Here is a 15581-nt window from a genome sequence, read left to right as displayed (position 1 = left end):
CGCCGTGTCCTGTGGCTCCAAGCCACCACGGACCAGAGCCTGCAGGGTCCATACCCCGCACCCCGTCACGGCGACGCCGCTGACAGCGAACACCACCTGCCAGCCCCGCCGATGACCGCGTCCCCCAACCCCCATGTGTCCACTATCGCCGTTCCGCGCACCGACCGCGAGGGCTTCCCACAACCCACGATGAGAACGAGAGACCGACCAGCACCGGATCACCAGAGGTGAACAGGACCAGGGGAGGCTGAGCGGAGATCAGGGCAGCATCACGCGGCCGCCAGGAGCAGCCCCGTGACGCTGCCGGCTTCGACGCTGTGACCAGCGCGCACCGCGTCCGCTGCCTCGCTGAGCGGGTCCGCTTGTCGCCGGCGCTGTGGTGAGCCGTTTGCAGCGATGCTGCTGTAGATGAAGTCGTCGAGTCGCCAGCGTTCTCCAACCTCCGCGCCTGTGCCCCTGCCCCAGAGCTCCGCCGATGGCTGTGAATACATCTGGGTCAGAACCATGACCCCAGCGTGTGAAGTGCCAGGAAGACGCAGAGCGTCAGCTGTACCGCCCCGACAACTCGGTGCCCGATCCGCAGCACCACGAGGGCCGTTACGCCGACCGCCACGGCCAGAGCGCCGAAGCCCAGGACTGGCGCCCAGTCCGGGGGGTGCCTTTATGTCCTTCGTCAAGCGAGTCGAGGGCTCCTCGGCTCGTAGAAGGTTCCGTCGCGGAGCAGGGCGAACAGGACGCTGATGCGATGGCGGGCGGGGCGGAGGAGGGCCTGGGTGTGGGTTTTGCCGCGGGCTCGGCAGCGGTCGTAGTAGGTGCGGGAGGCGGGGTCGTGGAGGGCTGCGAACGCGGAGAGGAACATCGCTCGTTTCAGCTGCCGGTTGCCGCCTCTGGGGGCGTGCTCGCCGTGGATCGACGTGCCGGACTGCCGGGTTGCCGGGGCGAGGCCGGCGTAGGAGGCCAGGTGGGCGGCGGTGGGAAAGCTGCTGCCGTCGCCGACGGTGGCCAGGAGGACTGCGGCGGTCCTGACGCCGTTGCCGGGCATCGAGGCCAGGACCGGGTAAACAGACATCCGATGCGGTTGATCTGTCAAGGCTGGCAGACTGGGAAGTCTGTCGGTGGTGTGTGGCAGCATCCGCAGCATGACGAGTACAGAGACAGGCCGCGGACTGGACTTGTTCCGAGAGGGCGATTTCCCCCTCTCTACGCTGACCTTCGTGCGGGATCTGCCCCCTGCGGAGCTGCTTACCCGCATGGGGGTAGATCCGGAGACTCTGGCGCTTCGCGATGCCATGCATCTGTCGGATGACTTGGGCGACGACCTTTTCGACGATGAGGAACCCGTCGTCACCAGCGGCATCGATGGCTCGTGGACGTGGGCCTGGGAACAGGGCGGCGTGCACGGACTCGATGAGAGGATCCTGAGTCACGTCTCCGTGGGGACTGAGGCCGTCGTGCTCCACTACAACGAGAAGCCGATGCACTGGTTCAAGTACGCGGTAGGCGGCGAGATCATCGTCGACTTCCACACCCTCCAGGCGATCGAACCGGAGGGGCGGGACCCGGCAAGACTTGATGACGTCATGAGGCCCCTCGGACTCATCCCTGGCCAGGTCGCGCCCCTGCACAGCGTCCTGGCACTGGTAGAGAACGCTTTTGACATCCGCCTGAGGCAGCCAGACGACGTAGACGACGAGTGTTGGAGCGGCAGGCTGCTTCCGCTGCCGGACTGAAAGCCTCAAGCGGCGGTCCTCAGCGCAAGGGTTCCAGAGGGCGGGATGGCCTTGTTCTCGTCATAGACAGTGCGCTTGGTGAGGCGGTGGTGGAGACATCCGAGTATGCGGTTGAAGAGGTTGCGCTGGGCGGCGGTATGGCGGTCTCCGTGGGCTCGTCGCCTGTCGTAGTGGTCCCGGGCTCCCGGTGAGGCGGTCAGGCTGGCGAAGGCCCTGGCGTAGCCGACCGAGGCCAGACGCTGGTTCTTGACCCTGCGGGCCATGACCGCGAGGTGTTTGCCGGACGCCCGGGTGACCGGTGCGGCCCCGGCGAATGCCTTGAGGCCTTTTGCGTCGGCAGACTCCTCCGTCGCTTGGGTGACGTCATCGACGCTGGTGCAGGCGGCATCGAGTTGCCTGAGAACGGCGATGGCCTGACGGCCCATGGCCTGCTCGCCCTTTTCAGCAGTGAGCGCAGCTGGGTGCGGGTGAGCTTGGTCGCCTGTTCGGGGGTGGGGGCCACGGCCAGTACGGTGTGGGCGGCGCTGCTGCTGATCCCCTCGTGGTTGTGCTGGAAGGCGGCGAGGAAGCCGGGGAAGTATTCGCGCAGGTGGGAGCGGAGCTTGTTGCCTGCTTGGGTGCGGTCCCGGACGGCGTCCTGTTGGGCGCGGGCCATGATGGCGATGGCGCGGGCGAGTTCGCTGTCTTCGGGCAGATGGCGGTGAGGGGCCTGGTGCGTGCGCAGGATGTTCGCGAGCACGATCGCGTCGAGGTGATCGGGCTTTCTGCGGGTGACGGCGTGGCGGTCGCGGTAACGGGCGGCAGCCATCGGGTTGATGGCGTAGACAAGCCGACCGGTGGCACGGAGGCAGGCGACGGGCAGACCGCGGGAAGTCTCGATCGCGAGGGGGATCGGGGTGTTGGCAGTGTTGCTGTGTGCGCTGAGGAGATCGCGGAGCTGGTGCAACCCGTTGAGATCGTCGGTGATCCGGGTCCGGGCTGACAGGGTGCCCTCGTGGTCAACCAGGGCGACATCGTGGTGGTCACCAGCCCAGTCGATTCCGCAGGTGACGGTCATTGTTTTGTGTTCGTCCTCTCGGTCGGGGGCGGGCTGCTGGTCGCAGCTGTGCGGGGCACGCTTCTCCCTGATGGAAGGGCTGGATGGCCCTGCACCCGATCAGCCGCTTGTGACCTCAGCGGTCCGCAAAGTCCTCGGTCTGCTCCAGAGCTCGGCGGCTCCAGGCGTGGTGAGAGGAGACCCGTGCGGGCGGCTCGGACCACAGACCTCAACGATCCGATCATCGGATTGGATGCGGTCGACCTATGACCTCGTGGTGCCGGACGGTTCCGGAGGCCCGGCTCTTGACCAAGGGATCCCGCCCGAGACCGTCAAGACCTACGTGTCGCGCATCCTGGCGAAACTCGGCCTGCGTGACCGCGTCCAGGCCGTCGTCCTCGCGTACCGGGTCGGACTGGTACCCGGCACACCGTGACCGACCTGTGCGTGTGCCCCGTATAGAGCCGCCTGCCATCGGCTTCAAAGAGCGTTTTGTCGCGGAAAGGTTGTTCAATGGCGCTCAGAGGGCGGCTCGCCATAGGTCTGTTGAGGCGGGAGGGCGGTGGGCGGTCGAGCGGAGCTTGGGCTGGCTCATGCACCACCGCCGGCTGGCCCGGGACGACGTGATCCGCCCCCACCCGGTCCGAAGCCATAGTCCACGTCGCCATGATCGACCCATGAGCCGTCGCCTCACCGTGAGAACAGCTTGATCTGGCGGGACACCTGATCGGCCTGTCTGGCTTCTATCTATCCCGCAAGGCCTGGGCGCGCAGTTCCAGCAGATCAACGCAATCACGAAGATCCGGCCGCGGCAGGCCAGTGCACTCACGCATCAGCGCGATGGCCTGGATATGGCGTCCAGCGTCAACCAGTTCGTCGACTTGCTGCCGGTCCTCGACCGGAAGGCGTTCCCACAGTGCATCGTTCACCTTCACATTGAACCGCTCCGGCATCGCCGGCTTCCCAAGCTCCCACAGGTCAGGCAGCACCCTTACCAATCATCACCGCCAGGACAGAACACGCTTTTGCTCCTGCAGCCGGTCGTCGTGTGGGTGTTTTCGATGAGGTCGCGTAGCTGGGATCGGGTGGTGATGCCGAGTTTGGGGAAGCTGCGGTAGAGGTGTGAGCTGATCGTGCGTGGGGAGAGGAAGAGTGTTTCGCCGATCTCTCGGTTGGTGAGGCCGCGGGCGGCGAGCCGGATGATCTGCTGCTGTTGGGGGGAGAGTCCGGCGAGTGCGTCGGGGGGCGTGTCGGTGGCGTCGAGGCCGGCGGCGCGTGCTTCGGTCCGGGCGCGTTCGATCCAGGGGCGTGCGCCCAGGCGCCGGAAGGTTGCCAGGGCTTCGGTGAGCGGCCCACGCGCTTCTGTGATGCGCCTCCGGCGCCGCAGCCACTCGGCGAGGTCGAGGAGGGTCTGTGCGCGTTCGAGGGGCCAGTGTTCCAGTACCGGATCCGCCAGAGCCGCCCGAAAGTGCGCTTCCGCTTCCTGGGGGTCCGCCAGAAGGCCACGGGCTCGGCTGATCAGCGCACGCAGACGAGGTGAGGCGTTGTCCGCCAGCGCGGATGCCGAGCGCTCGACGATCAGGGCGGCTTCCTCGTGGCGGCCGCAGCGCACCGCGGCGGCCGTCAGATCCGCGAGGGCCGGGTAGGAGGCGTGGTAGTGCACGGGTGCGCCGTCTGCCGTGAAGACCAGGCGGAGTTGCCCGTAGGCGGTCTCGTAGGCGCCCTCCGCGGCTGCTGCGGCACCGTGGGCACGATGGGCGTAGACGGCGACCGAGCGGCTTTCCAGCGGATCGATGAGGGTGAGTGCGTCCTCGGCCCGGGTTCGGGCCGAGGACGCATCGCCCTGGAACGCCAGCAGGGTGGCGTCCACGGTGGCCGCACAGGCCACGGCGTGGTCGAGGCCGGCTGCCCGGCCGACCGCGGTGGTGCGGGCGCAGGCCTCACGGGCCTGTTCCCACCGTCCTCGCTCCAGGTAGGCCCAGGCGACTGCGCCGCCCAGCCCCTCGGGCAGCGCTCCCTGCACTTCCCAACGGTCGAAGGCCTCGTCGAAGGCACGGACGGCCTGTGGGGTCTCGTCCAGGAGCCACGCCATGATCCCGAGAGTGGTGAGCCGCTCCGGCCGGTCTTGCGCCTCGGCAGCCAACCGCGGTAGCAGGGAGACGAGGTGGGGCCGGTTGTCGAAGGGATCCGACACCGCTGTCACCCAGGTGCGCATGCTTGCGTGTGAGGGGTGCTCGGGTAGGCGCCGCAGGATGTCCTGGATGCGGTGGCGCTGGGTGTCGTCTCCGGAGTAGAAGCGGACCACGGCGGCGCCGGCCAGGAGGTCCAGCCCGGCGGCGGGCTGGGAGGCCGTCAACGTCTCGGCCGCATCGGCCAGTCGGGAGAAGACCCGGGTGTGGCGCACGGTCAGGACCGCCAGCCGCCCGGCCTGCACGGCGGCGGAGGCCAGCAGGGTTGCGTCGTCCGTGCGCGTGCGTGCCGCGGCGACCAGCTCCTCGACCCAGGCGATGTCTCCCGTGAACACGGCCGCCGCGGCGGCTTCGACCAGCAGCCGGGCACTGTCCTCGCGCTGCGGTGCGAGTTCCGCGGCGCGCTGCAGGGCCTGGGCCGCCGCTGCGTGGCCGCCGCGGCGGCGGGCCCGGTCGGCGGACCGTTCCAGCTCCGCCGACACGGCCGTGTCCGGGTGCGGGCAGGCGGCGGCAAGGTGCCAGGCACGCCGGTCCGGTTCGGCCCGCAGCGTCTCGGCGAGCGCGAGGTGAGCCTCGCGCTGGGCGCTCAAGGACGCGGCGTGATACACGGCGGACCGCACCAGGGGGTGGCGGAAGCGGATGTCCCGGCCGGTTTGCCGGACCAGCCCGGCCTGCCCGGCCGGCAGCCAGGCCGCGTCCTCGGCGCGCGGCAGCCCCGCCGAGACGGCGATCGCGGGGTCGGCGCTGTCCATGGCGGCCAGGAGCAGCAGAGCCCGCATGGTGGAGGCGGGGAGAGTCTTCAGGCGAGCGGCGAAGATCCGCTCCAGGTGATCGGTGAGCGGAAGCGGACCCGCAGACGGCAACCCCGCAGCCGTGTCCTGTGCTGAGACTGCCCGCGTCAGTTCCAGCAGCGCCAGCGGGTTGCCGCCTGCCTGGTCGAGGATCCGCGACCTGGTGTGCCCGGTAGGGCTCTTCGGCTGCAGGTCCAGCAGCTGATGGGCCGCAGCTCGGTCGAGCGGACCCAGGGTGAGCACCGGCACATGACGGTCGAATCCCGGCGGAAGGCGATCGCCGTCGCGGGCACCGATCAGCAGGGTGACCGGTTCACCTTCCAGCCGTCTGGCAGCGAAGGACAGCGCATCCAGGGAAGCACGATCGAACCACTGCGTATCGTCCAGCACCACGAGCACGGGACGGTGGTCGCCCAGACCTGACAACAGGCTCAGGACAGCGACCCCGACCAGCATGAGATCGGGTCCCGGCGTGGCCGGCCCCTCGCCGAAGGCGTCCTGCAGCGCCGCGCGCTGCCTGTCTGGCAGTGCGTCCACCTCGGCCGCCACCGGCCGCAGCAACTGATGGAGTGCGGAGAACGCCAGGCTCGACTCCGACTCGCTCCCCTGGGCCCGCAGTACGCGAGCGCCGCCGGCTTCAGCCCGGTGCACCGCGTGCTCCAGCAGCGCGCTCTTGCCCGTGCCCATGTCACCGACCAGCATCAGCACCGGGTCGGCCGACACCGAGTCCACCGCACGAGAGAGGCGTGCCAGTTCCGCGCCCCGGCCGACGATCAGCTCCCCTGGATCCGGCTGCGGTCCCATGACCGCACCGCGGCCGCCTGTGTGCTCGTCCACGGAGTCTCCCGGAATAGCCGCGTTCGACCAAAGTCGCCTTGCTCTGGCCCGTCCAGGCTACAAAAGCGGCCGGACCCAGTGCCCGGGCCATGCACGCAGGTGCAGTCATGTGACGGATACCGCGCGCGCCGAGGCCACTCGTACGGTTCCAGGAAAGCCTCCACATTCTCAAGGACACCCCATGGAACAGATCACGCTCGGCGACGTCACCATCACACGGGTATGGGAGTACTTCGGTCCCGTCGAAATGACGCCCGACACCTTCTTCCCCGACAGCCCGAAGGAAGTGTGGAACGACGGGGCATCCTGGCTGACCCCGCATTTCCTCGATTCCGGGACCAATATCGTCAATTCCGCGATCCAGACCTGGCTGCTGCGCAGCGCAGGCAAGACCATCCTCGTCGACACCGGCGTCGGCAACCACAAGGACCGCCCGTACGCGCCGGTCTGGAACCGCCTCGAAACCGGCTTCCTGGCCAATCTCGCGCGTGCCGGCGTCGCGCCCGAGGACGTGGACATCGTGATCAACACACATCTCCACGTCGATCACGTCGGCTGGAACACGTATCTGAACGGCCGGCAGTGGATACCCACTTTTCCCAACGCCACCTATCTGATGCCGAAGGACGACTTCGACTTCTGGAATCCCGAGAACGACCACAAGCTGCTCGGCCGCGGCAACCAGAACGTCTTCGAGGACAGCGTGGCCCCGGTGCACCAGGCCGGCCAGACACTGCTGTGGGAGAACAGCCACCAGATCGACGCCGATCTGCGCCTCGACGCGGCTCCCGGACACACCCCCGGCTCCTCCGTACTGACCCTCACCTCCGGGACGGACCGCGCGGTGTTCGTCGGCGACATGCTGCACAGCCCCGTGCAGATCCTCGAGCCCGACTCCAACAGCTGCTTCTGCCAGGACCCCGCGGGCGCCCGCGCCACCCGCCGCAAGGTGCTGGGCTGGGCGGCCGACAACAACGCACTCGTGATCCCCGCACATCTGGGCGGCCACGGTGCCGCCGAAGTGGCACGCGAGGGAGACAAGTTCGCCATCAAGGGCTGGGCCCCTTTTGCCCCGTACACCGAGCAGGCCTGAGTCCTGCGGAAAGACACGAGACATGAGCCACCACACCGATCCCATCGTGACCACGGCGCAGGGAGCCGTCCGCGGCCTGCGCCAGGGTGACACCACCGCCTTCCTGAACATCCCCTACGCCGCCCCGCCCCGCGGCGCCGGCCGGTTCGAGCCGCCGAAGCCGCACGAGCCGTGGGACGGCGTACGGGACGCCACCGTGCCGGGGCCCAACGCGCCGCAGTCCCAGCGCAAGCTCGGCAGCGTGGACATGTCTCCCTACTTCGGCACCGGTTGGAGTCGCGGCGAGGACTATCTCACCCTCAACGTCTGGATGCCCGCCGCCTCTGGCGGCGACCTGCCCGTCATGGTGTTCGTCCACGGTGGCGGTTTCGTCGCCGGATCGACGCGGTCCGCGCTGTACGACGGCTCCGCCTTCGCCCGTGACGGCGTCGTCCTCGTCACCCTCAACTACCGGCTCGGCATCGCCGGGTTCCTCGACCTCCCCGGCGCGCCCGCCAACCGCGGTCTGCTCGACGTCGTCGCCGCACTGGGCTGGGTGCGGGAGAACATCGCCGCCTTCGGCGGTGACCCGCACAACGTCACCCTCTTCGGTCAGTCGGCCGGGGCGACCCTCGTCGGTGGCGTCCTCGCCACCCCCAGTGCCGCAGGCCTCTTGCGCCGGGCGATCGTCCAAAGTGGGAGCGGCCTGGGGGCGTTCACCACTGAGCAGGCCGCCCGCGTCACCCGGGCAGCGGCCGAGGCCCTGGGCATCGAGCCCCGCGCCGACGCCTTCGCGGACATCTCCGACGACTGCCTGGTCGAGGCCGCCTCCCGGCTCGCGGGCATCGACCTGCAGACCGAGACGCACCACGATCCGCTGATCGGGCTCAGTCCCTTCAGCCTGGTCCTCGACACGCAGCCCGCCGAATCCGTCGCCGCCGGCCTCGGTGACGACGTCGACCTGCTCATCGGGACCAACGCCGAGGAAGGAAACCTCTACCTGGTCCCCGTGGACAAGTACGCCACCTCGACGGCCGGGGACGTCGATGACGTGGCGGCGCGCTCGCACCGTAGACCGGCGCGACTGGTCGAGACGTACCGGAAGGCACGCCCCGATGCGTCCTTCGGTGAGCTGCGCTCGGCCATCATGGGCGACGCACTGTTCGGCGCGGGCAGCTGGGCCCTTGCCGACGCGCATGCCGCCCACCCCGAGTCCGCCACCTACGCCTACGCGTTCGCCTGGCGCTCCCACGCGCTGGACGAAGAGCTCGGCGCCACCCACGCGGTGGAGCTGCCCTTCGTCTTCGATCTCGCGCACCTGTCCCAGCTGCAAGGCCCATCCGCCCTGCTCGGCCCTGACAAGCCCTCCGCGGATCTCGCCGCCCGTATGCATGCCACGTGGGTCCGGTTCGCCAGGACCGGTGAACCAGGCTGGGATCCGTACGACGACGAGCGCCGGGCCACGATGCGCATCGACACCGAGTGGGCCCAGGTCGACGACCCCCGCGGCCAGGAACGACAGGCCTGGCGCTGACCTTGCGGCACGGGGTCGATGTGCTTTCCGCCGCGCTGACGTGCGCCATGAAGGCATCGTGTTCGGCCTCCGCTGCGCTGCGAGGGGCGGAGGCGGGCGCAAGGGTGGCGGTAGAGGTGGCAACGACCGCACCGCGTGGTGCTTGGCGTCGTGCAGAACGGCCGCGTGCATCAGTCCGTGCAGGGCACATCGCAACTGCCGTGCTCCTGGGCACGAACTGCCAGATGGACCTCAAAAAGGCTTGATTCCGCACTTGAACTTTATGGAAGAGACCAGCTCCCCAGCCAAAGGTGAGGGGTCAAGGCCCAGGCTCTCGACGAGGTACGCGACTACGTGGTCGAACACTTCTCTGTCAAGTTCAGCGTGTTGAAGGAGCTCGCCCTTCACTCGAGGCGGATGGGCTGGGTGGCTGAGTGCTGACCTGGCCGCGCCGAACGGTTCAAGCGGATCCACGAGATGTCCGCCGACCGCGACGGCCCTTTCTTCGCCGAGGACTTGGAGAAGCTGATGCGCAGGTATCAGCAGTGAGCCCGCTCGCGGTCCGCCGTATCTCTGCCGGCAAGGAGTCTGGCCAAGATGCGGGCCAAAGGAGCGCTTAGTTGATCTTGAAGCCCTGACGCGGCCGGACTGAACGGTTCTCATTGGAAGGTGGTCTCGCCGCCGGGAGAACACGCTGGAGGCCTCGCGTACGACCGCCATGCGATTCCCAGAAACGGTCATTTATCCGAGTTGGCCGGGATGTGGCGGTTCTTGCGGTAGCCGTAGAGGTCAATGGCGAGAGCGACGGCGGCGTGAGTGGCGGGGTGAGGGTCCTGCCTGCGCCAGATGAAGTGGACGGGAACGGGATCGGTGTCGCGCAATGGACGGTAAGTGATGCCGTCGCGCCGGTATTGGGCTGCGGTGGCTTGGGGGGTGATGCCGACGCAGCGGCCGGTGGCGATGGCGGCGAGCCAATCGTCGATGTCGTGGGTGTACTCGACGGCGGGCCGTTCGTCCTCAGGCCACAGGTCCAGGGTGGTGGTCCCGGTTCGGCGGTCGATGGCGAGGGTGCGGCCGGGGATCTCGCTCATGCGGATACTGCGGCGGCGAGCCCAGGGGTCGTCGGAGGCGAGAGCCACGTAGCGGTGTTCGTGGCCGACGAGGGCGTGTGACCAGGGCTTGAGGTCGAGAGGGGCGCGGATGACCGCGAGGTCGCAGAGGCCCTCGGCGAGCCCGCCGGTAGAGGAGTTGTGGCGGATGAGCCGGAGTTCGGTCTCGGGGTGGCTTTGGTGCCAGCGGCGCTGGAATTCGGTGGTGTGGCGGCCGAACGCGGACCAGGCGTGGCCGATGTGCAGGCGGCTGTGGCCCGTGGAGGCTTCGGTGACGAGTTCCTCGGCGCCGGACAGCAGCGAGCGGGCGCGGACAAGAGCCTGTACACCCGCGGTGGTGGGAGTGATCGTGCGGTTGGTGCGGTGCAGCAGCCGCACCCCGAGGATCTTTTCGAGGGAGAGCAGATTCCGGGAGACGGCGGCCTGGGAGATGCCCAGCTCGATGCCGGCGTCCGTGAAGCTGCCGGTGTCGACGATGGCTACCAGGCACCGCAGGTGCTTCAGCTCCAGCGCAGCCGCCCTGTTCCGCGTCTCATCCATGCATCTAGCGTATAGCTCAGCGTGTGGATGCATTTTGCGTATACCGATGGTGCGCTCATCGTGGAGGCCATGAAGCTCGATTCCTCCCCCGTCGCATCGCCCCGGGGCACCACAGTCGACGGGACCGCCTCTTCCCGGGGGACGGGGCGCGGGGCCGGGGTGGCGCTGAAGCTGGGCAGCGGCCTGTCCAACCAGACGGGGGCCTCGATCGCGGCGCTGGCGTTCCCGGTGCTCGGGCCGGTCGGGGTGGTGGCGGTGCGCCAGTGGGTGGCGGCCGTGGTGCTCGTGGCGGTCGGCCGACCGCGGCTGCGGCACTTCACCGCGGCGCAGTGGCGTCCCGTGCTGGGCCTGGCCCTGGTGTTCGCGGTGATGAACCTGTCCCTGTACGCGGCGATCGAGAGGATCGGGCTCGGGCTGGCCGTCACGCTGGAGTTCCTCGGCCCGCTGGCCGTAGCCCTGGCCAGCTCTCGGCGCCGTGTCGACCTGGTCGCCGCGGTGGCGGCTGCCGCAGCGGTCGTGGTCCTCACGCGCCCCACACCCTCCACCGACTATCTGGGCATCGGCCTGGCTCTGCTGGCCGCGGCATGCTGGGCCTGCTATATCCTGCTCAACCGAACCGTCGGGGCCCGCCTGCCCGGCCTGGAAGGCTCGGCCGCCGCGGCGGCCGTCTCCGGCGCCCTCTACCTGCCCGTCGGCGTGTGGGTGCTCTGGCACCACCCGCCCACAGCCATGGCGCTGGGTTGTGCGCTGGCCGCCGGGGTGCTCTCCTCCGCGGTGCCGTTCTTGGCCGATCTGCTGGCGCTGCGCCGCATCCCGGCACACTTCTTCGGCGTGTTCATGAGCGTGAACCCGGTCTTCGCGGCCCTGGCCGGCCTCACTCTCCTCGGACAGCATCTCGACGTCCTCGCCTGGCTCGCCATCGCCGTGATCGTCGGCGCGAACACCGTCGCCGTTTCCACTGCACACCGTCCCACCACTCACCGGAGTACGACGTGAAGGTCCTCATCGTCCACGCACACCCCGAGCCCGCTTCCTTCAACGCCGCCCTGAAGCGCTGAGCAGGCCAAGGTGGAGTGGTGCGACCTGATGATCTTCCAGTTCCCGATCTGGTGGTTCTCCATGCCCGCCATCCTCAAGGGCTGGGTCGAGCGCGTCATGCCCGCGGCTTCGCCTACGGCGGCGGACGCAAACACGCCGAAGGCGTCTTCCTCGGCCGCAAGGCCATGGTCTGCTGCACCACCGGAACCTCCGCCGACACCTACGCCCCCGACGGCATCGAAGGCGACATCCTGCACCTGCTCTGGCCCGTCAACAAGACGAGTACGCGCACCTGCGACGCCTCGGCATCGTGGATCGCCGCGCCCCGCATCCCCACCGAAGCGGCCCCCCTGTCCGTCCGGCTGCTCCCCAGCACCCTGCACAGCCGCGCGAGCGCCCTCGCTCACAGGCGCAGCCTCGTGTCCCGTAGATGCCGCCAGCCCGTCCCCAGCCGCGTGAACAGGTGCGGAATCTGTGCGCCCGGCGGATGGAGTCGCGCCCTCGGACGTGGTGAGCCTCTGCCATCAGACGTGGAGGTAAGCGGCAACGCGGGGCGGGGGCGCCAGAGGGCTACGACCGCGTTTCCAGGGCACCCTGGATCTTGCCGTCTTCTCCGCCCAGGCCGTGGCGGGCGACGTCGAACCGGTCGCGGAGGCTGGACAGAGGGGTGTCCGCGAGGTTGATGAGGTCGGTGGTGAGGCCTACGTGAGTGAGAGCCTTGGCTGCTTGCTCGCCGGAGGCGAGGGAACCGGGCCGTTCGGGGGAGTTGCCTGCGCGCAGGACACCGATCCGTATGGTGGTGATGTCCGGCGCTGTTGATGCTGTCACGTCGTTCTCCTTTGAACGCGAGAATAACTGCCTGTTCTCTATCCGCTCGTGCGGTCGGGCAGGTTCGAACGGGGTCCTGGTTCGGGTGAGTTGTCCGGGGCGGGTGCATGAAGGAAGGGCCTCTTGGTAGCTCGCGGATGTCGAGTCCAGCGAGAAGCAAGAGGCCCTGTTGTCGAAGTGTCGCGTGGTCGTGGTCGCCGAGTCCAGTTCGTCCACTCGTGGGTGTGACTGCCTCGCCCACAGGTTCGGGAACGCAGTCGACCGGCCGCAGCGCCGGCCCCGATACGGCTCGGACATGAGCGATGCCGAGTGGGCCGTGGTGAGGGACCTTCTTCCGGTGCCGGGCTGGCTTTCGGGCCGCGGCGGGCGTCCGGAGGGCTACTGCCACCGGCAGATGATCGACGCAGTGCGCTACCTCGTCGACAACGGCATCAAGTGGCGGGCAATGCCCGCGGACTTCCCGCCCTGGCCGCGCGTCTACGCCTTCTTTGCCCGCTGGCGGGACACGGGACTGGTCACCGAGCTGCACGACCGGTTGCGGGAAGCCGTCCGCGCCGGCGAAGGCCGCAGCGCCGAGCCGAGCGCGGGGATCGTGGACTCGCAGTCGGTGAAAGCGGACGCCACCGTCACCTTCGGCTCACGGGGCTTCGACGCGGGCAAGAAAATCAACGGTCGCAAGCGGCACCTGCTCACCGACACGCTCGGACTCCTCCTGACTGTGCTGGTCACACCGGCGTCCGTGACCGATCGGGACGGCGCCCGGTCCCTTCTGCCAGCGGCGGCCGGCCGCTTCCGGCGGCTGGCCCGGGTCTGGGCCGATGGCGGCTACACCGGCCACCTCACCGACTGGACCAGCCAGCACCTCGGCCTCGTCCTCGACATCGTCCGCCGCAGTGAAGATGTTCGAGGCTTCCAGGCCCTTCCCCGCCGCTGGGTCGTCGAACGGTCCTTTGCGTGGTTTCTGCGCAGCCGCCGCCTGGTCAGGGACTACGAACGCCGCCCCGACACGAGCGAAGCCGTCATCCGCTGGTCGATGATCGCCCTGATGAGCCGCCGCCTGGCCGCACGATCTCGTCGGCCTGCAGTGCTGACGGCAGGGTGAACCTCCCGGGCTTCGTCTCCACCAGCCAGCCCCGTTCCACCAGCCTCTTCAGCCGTGCTCTCGCACCCTCGACACGTGAGGCCGAGGCACTGTCCCAGCCAAGCACCACGGCCGCCCGCCGGGCACCCAGCCCGTCGTTCCCGGCCTCGGCCGCGGCTGCCATCACCGCCTGGTAGTCCACCGACAGGTCTTCGACCCCGGCCGCGTTCTGTCGATGTGGCACCGCACGGCGCGGGCCCACCGGCGTCCTCGGCGACGGGCCAACGACTGTCTCGGCCGGCTGTTCCTCCTCGGCGAGCGCTTCCAGATACTGCTCGAGGCCGATCGTCCGAAGCTTGAGAACCTCCTCGGCATCCGCCAAGTCTGCCCGCACCCGCTTCAGTTCGGCTTCGAGCTCATCCACCCGCACGGCAGCGGCCTTCCGCCGCGTTTCCAGGACCGCCCGCATCGACGGCATCCGCCACCCCCACCGACTCGATCAGCAACGAGTCGAAACTCCCGCCACAGCCGCAATCTCATGCCTGACCAGCGGAATCCGCACACGGCATTCGGAAAGAGAACGGCCTCTAAGACGTTGGTGGACGGGCGCGGCGGTTGCTTCTTGGCAGGGGCTGGCCGTCGCGTCGGCGTCGTGCGGGGGAGGGCCTACAGTGTGGCCGTCCACGATCCCCGGGCCAGGGTGGTGGTCCCGTCGGGGTCGATGGTGACGCTGGCGCCGTAAAGGGGCAGGGTGCCTTCCCGGTTGAGGCGGTGGCGGATCCGTTCCAGGTTCTCCCACAGCCGTCGTGGGCCGCTCTGGTGCACGGTTGGCGCCGCGAGGTGCCCGGCTGCCGTGGCGCGGGCCCATGAGCCGTCGGGGTGCAGCAGCCACACCGTACGGGTGTCGCCGTCTTCCTGCTTGCGGTACTCGATACCGGGGAGCTGCAGCTCGAGCATCGACATGACGTCCCAGGCGTCGGGCGGGTAGAGCAACGGGTAGCGGCTGGTGCCGATGTCCTGTCCGTCGCCTTCCGCGGCGCCTTTCCACAGGTCGTCGGCCGGCTTTGGGTAGTCGTCGCTGTGCCGGATGCGCATGAATCCGGCATGGTCCCATTCGATGCGGCCCACGGCCCCGCCGTCGGCGGTCTTGTCGGCGGTGAGGATCAGACCGGTGCCGGCGATCGTGGTGACGAGCCGGCCGCCGGTGCGCAGCGCTTTGAGCCAGGAGGCAGGTATGGGGCGCACCGACACGGTGGAGACGATGCGGTCGAACTTCCCGGGCAGGAGGCGGCCCGTGATGTCACAGGCCTCCAGCCGGGGGGTTTCTCCGATGAGCAGGAGACGGTTTTCGGCGCTTCTGACGAGGTGCTCGTCGATGTCGATGCTCGTGACGTGGTCGCTGCCCAGTCGCATGCAGGCCAGGGCTGTGCCGTAGCCTGATCCGGTCGTGACGAGGACCTGGTTGCCGTCGGCGATCATGGCGTGCCGGTACATCTGGATGACGAGGCTGGGCAGCGTCGACGACGAGGTCGGCGTACCGCTGTCGAGGATCTCGTCGATTCCGACCGTGTCGGCATGGTTGGCGCCGACCCGTGTCACGAGGGTCTTGTCCTGATACGCCTCCTGTAGCCAGATGCCGGCGTCTTCGAGGCCGGTGCGCAGGCGCCACACGCCGCCGTCCGGCTCCCACCACCGGGGCACGAACTGGTGCCGGGGCACACTGGCCACGGCCGTATGCCAGCGTGATTCCGGCCGGGCGACCTGGTGGGCCAGGCGCCGGGCGTGCGGCAGCCACTTCACGGTCATCGGGTCTTCGC

Annotated in this window: 12 protein-coding genes and 5 pseudogenes; 8 read left to right on the top strand and 9 right to left on the bottom strand. The window is 68.9% G+C overall.

What is annotated here, in order from left to right; translation table 11 throughout:
• Positions 1-269 precede the first annotated feature (269 nt).
• Both SAM23877_RS39565 and SAM23877_RS01140 read right to left on the bottom strand, forming a co-directional pair.
• The gene (locus SAM23877_RS39565) at positions 270-506 is read right to left on the bottom strand and encodes a hypothetical protein (protein ID WP_159041957.1); all 237 of its coding nucleotides are present in this window, start codon (positions 504-506) and stop codon (positions 270-272) included.
• Positions 507-673: 167 nt separating this feature from the next.
• Positions 674-1057 (bottom strand): annotated as a pseudogene (locus SAM23877_RS01140) (transposase); the annotation flags it as partial.
• 82 nt (positions 1058-1139) lie between these two features.
• On the opposite strand from SAM23877_RS01140, the gene SAM23877_RS01135 reads away from it, so the two are divergent.
• The gene (locus tag SAM23877_RS01135) at positions 1140-1730 is read left to right on the top strand and encodes a DUF6461 domain-containing protein (RefSeq protein ID WP_244902886.1); all 591 of its coding nucleotides are present in this window, start codon (positions 1140-1142) and stop codon (positions 1728-1730) included.
• A gap of 5 nt (positions 1731-1735) precedes the next feature.
• Here the strand turns inward: SAM23877_RS01135 and SAM23877_RS01130 are convergent.
• A pseudogene (locus SAM23877_RS01130) lies at positions 1736-2787 on the bottom strand (IS110 family transposase).
• 295 nt (positions 2788-3082) lie between these two features.
• On the opposite strand from SAM23877_RS01130, the pseudogene SAM23877_RS01125 reads away from it, so the two are divergent.
• Positions 3083-3202 (top strand): annotated as a pseudogene (locus SAM23877_RS01125) (response regulator transcription factor); the annotation flags it as partial.
• A gap of 124 nt (positions 3203-3326) precedes the next feature.
• Positions 3327-3493 (top strand): annotated as a pseudogene (locus SAM23877_RS41930) (IS5 family transposase); the annotation flags it as partial.
• Positions 3494-3509: 16 nt separating this feature from the next.
• Here SAM23877_RS41930 and SAM23877_RS01120 read toward each other — a convergent pair.
• On the bottom strand, positions 3510-3755 hold the full coding sequence (locus SAM23877_RS01120) for a hypothetical protein (RefSeq protein WP_053125992.1): 246 nt from the start codon (positions 3753-3755) through the stop codon (positions 3510-3512).
• A gap of 2 nt (positions 3756-3757) precedes the next feature.
• A complete protein-coding gene (locus SAM23877_RS01115; protein WP_053125989.1) occupies positions 3758-6583 on the bottom strand; it encodes a helix-turn-helix transcriptional regulator in 2826 nt (941 codons plus the stop codon).
• A 181-nt stretch (positions 6584-6764) separates the two neighbouring features.
• Between SAM23877_RS01115 and SAM23877_RS01110 the strand changes: the two genes are divergently transcribed.
• Together SAM23877_RS01110 and SAM23877_RS01105 are read left to right on the top strand one after the other, a co-directional pair.
• On the top strand, positions 6765-7676 hold the full coding sequence (locus SAM23877_RS01110; protein ID WP_053125987.1) for an MBL fold metallo-hydrolase: 912 nt from the start codon (positions 6765-6767) through the stop codon (positions 7674-7676).
• A 22-nt stretch (positions 7677-7698) separates the two neighbouring features.
• Entirely contained in the window at positions 7699-9189 is a 1491-nt protein-coding gene (locus tag SAM23877_RS01105) for a carboxylesterase/lipase family protein (protein ID WP_053125984.1), read from the top strand.
• Positions 9190-9905: 716 nt separating this feature from the next.
• Here the strand turns inward: SAM23877_RS01105 and SAM23877_RS01100 are convergent.
• Entirely contained in the window at positions 9906-10817 is a 912-nt protein-coding gene (locus SAM23877_RS01100) for a LysR family transcriptional regulator (protein WP_053125982.1), read from the bottom strand.
• A gap of 159 nt (positions 10818-10976) precedes the next feature.
• On the opposite strand from SAM23877_RS01100, the gene SAM23877_RS01095 reads away from it, so the two are divergent.
• Both SAM23877_RS01095 and SAM23877_RS42010 read left to right on the top strand, forming a co-directional pair.
• A complete protein-coding gene (locus tag SAM23877_RS01095; protein ID WP_053125980.1) occupies positions 10977-11813 on the top strand; it encodes an EamA family transporter in 837 nt (278 codons plus the stop codon).
• A 69-nt stretch (positions 11814-11882) separates the two neighbouring features.
• A pseudogene (locus SAM23877_RS42010) lies at positions 11883-12314 on the top strand (NAD(P)H-dependent oxidoreductase); the annotation flags it as partial.
• Positions 12315-12425: 111 nt separating this feature from the next.
• Here SAM23877_RS42010 and SAM23877_RS39990 read toward each other — a convergent pair.
• Positions 12426-12683, bottom strand: a complete 258-nt coding sequence (locus tag SAM23877_RS39990; RefSeq protein ID WP_053125976.1) for a D-alanine--D-alanine ligase — start codon at positions 12681-12683, stop codon at positions 12426-12428.
• A gap of 295 nt (positions 12684-12978) precedes the next feature.
• Between SAM23877_RS39990 and SAM23877_RS01080 the strand changes: the two genes are divergently transcribed.
• On the top strand, positions 12979-13785 hold the full coding sequence (locus tag SAM23877_RS01080; protein WP_107408632.1) for an IS5 family transposase: 807 nt from the start codon (positions 12979-12981) through the stop codon (positions 13783-13785).
• Here the strand turns inward: SAM23877_RS01080 and SAM23877_RS01075 are convergent.
• Positions 13703-14242, bottom strand: a complete 540-nt coding sequence (locus SAM23877_RS01075; RefSeq protein WP_053125971.1) for a hypothetical protein — start codon at positions 14240-14242, stop codon at positions 13703-13705. The two genes, SAM23877_RS01080 and SAM23877_RS01075, sit on opposite strands and share 83 nt — an antisense overlap.
• 188 nt (positions 14243-14430) lie before the next feature.
• Positions 14431-15570 (bottom strand): protein-L-isoaspartate O-methyltransferase family protein, encoded by a 1140-nt coding sequence (locus SAM23877_RS01070; protein WP_053125969.1) that lies wholly within the window; start codon positions 15568-15570, stop codon positions 14431-14433.
• Between the last annotated feature and the right edge of the window lie 11 nt (positions 15571-15581).

Source organism: Streptomyces ambofaciens ATCC 23877 (assembly GCF_001267885.1).
Classification (GTDB): domain Bacteria; phylum Actinomycetota; class Actinomycetes; order Streptomycetales; family Streptomycetaceae; genus Streptomyces; species Streptomyces ambofaciens.
The sequence above is the reverse complement of the archived record's forward strand: the minus strand, read 5'-3'. Positions and strand labels throughout refer to the sequence as shown.

Excerpts from the sequence above, each read along its gene's own strand:
- SAM23877_RS39565 (WP_159041957.1), bottom strand. The coding sequence starts at position 506 with ATGGTTCTGACCCAGATGTATTCACAGCCATCGGCGGAGCTCTGGGGC.
- SAM23877_RS01135 (WP_244902886.1), top strand. The coding sequence starts at position 1,140 with ATGACGAGTACAGAGACAGGCCGCGGACTGGACTTGTTCCGAGAGGGC.
- SAM23877_RS01110 (WP_053125987.1), top strand. The coding sequence starts at position 6,765 with ATGGAACAGATCACGCTCGGCGACGTCACCATCACACGGGTATGGGAG.
- SAM23877_RS01105 (WP_053125984.1), top strand. The coding sequence starts at position 7,699 with ATGAGCCACCACACCGATCCCATCGTGACCACGGCGCAGGGAGCCGTC.
- SAM23877_RS01100 (WP_053125982.1), bottom strand. The coding sequence starts at position 10,817 with ATGGATGAGACGCGGAACAGGGCGGCTGCGCTGGAGCTGAAGCACCTG.
- SAM23877_RS01080 (WP_107408632.1), top strand. The coding sequence starts at position 12,979 with ATGAGCGATGCCGAGTGGGCCGTGGTGAGGGACCTTCTTCCGGTGCCG.
- SAM23877_RS01075 (WP_053125971.1), bottom strand. The coding sequence starts at position 14,242 with ATGCCGTCGATGCGGGCGGTCCTGGAAACGCGGCGGAAGGCCGCTGCC.
- SAM23877_RS01070 (WP_053125969.1), bottom strand. The coding sequence starts at position 15,570 with ATGACCGTGAAGTGGCTGCCGCACGCCCGGCGCCTGGCCCACCAGGTC.